Raw genomic sequence first — 803 nt, forward strand, 5'->3', positions numbered from 1 at the left:
AGGCTAAAATTTAGAGGTTCCTCCAACCAGAGAATAATAGATGTAAAAAAATCTCAAGAAGAAAATAAGATTATAACAATTGATAAATTTATGAATTAAAACCAAAGATAGTTACAAGTAAATAATTCAGTTATTAATTTAAGCCTTTTACAAAGGTGATATAGTAAAAGTGTCAGTTAATTATGAACTGGCACTTTTACTATATATATTGTTTTATTTATTTAATAACTCTAAGGCTATGGAAATATTCTCTTTTGCTTTTTCTTTCTTTTTATTGGTATTTTTTTCTAAAATAATTTTTCTTTGATCTAGATTATTTAGGGCTTTTTTCACCTGGTCTATTAACTCATCTGTGGTGAAATTTTCTACATCTACATACTCACTGATTCCAAGTTCATCTACCATTGCCCTTACTTTTGGATCATATATAAGACCTACCATGGGAAGATTTACGACTGCTGCATAAATCACTGAATGTAGGCGCATGGCTAGTAACAATTTGCATTTTCTAAATATTCCCATAAGTTCTTGAGCCTTGTAAGTTCTTGTAATTGTAGAAATTCTGTCCTTATTTTTGCACAATTTTGCAAGTTCCATTGAATAAACATTATCTCTTGGCATATGAAAGGGAACAAGCAAGACATCATAACCCATCTCTACCAAATAATCACAGACATAGGCTAATTTTTCCTTTAAGCCTTGTGCTTTTTTCCATTCTCTTATACATATACCAATTGTATTTTGAGAAATTTTTATACCTTCCTTAGCCAAAATTTCTTCTGTTTTTTTGTCACTTATAGGCT

The 803-nt window shown here is 29.5% G+C and carries 1 protein-coding gene; it reads right to left on the minus strand.

Annotated elements, in window-relative coordinates; all coding sequences use genetic code 11:
* Positions 1 to 213: 213 nt before the first annotated feature.
* The coding region (locus HMPREF9131_RS00180; RefSeq protein ID WP_009344702.1) for a polysaccharide pyruvyl transferase family protein at positions 214 to 803 on the minus strand (590 nt) is incomplete at its 5' end.

The organism is Peptoniphilus sp. oral taxon 836 str. F0141 (assembly GCF_000179335.1).
GTDB classification, from domain to species: domain Bacteria; phylum Bacillota; class Clostridia; order Tissierellales; family Peptoniphilaceae; genus Peptoniphilus_A; species Peptoniphilus_A lacrimalis.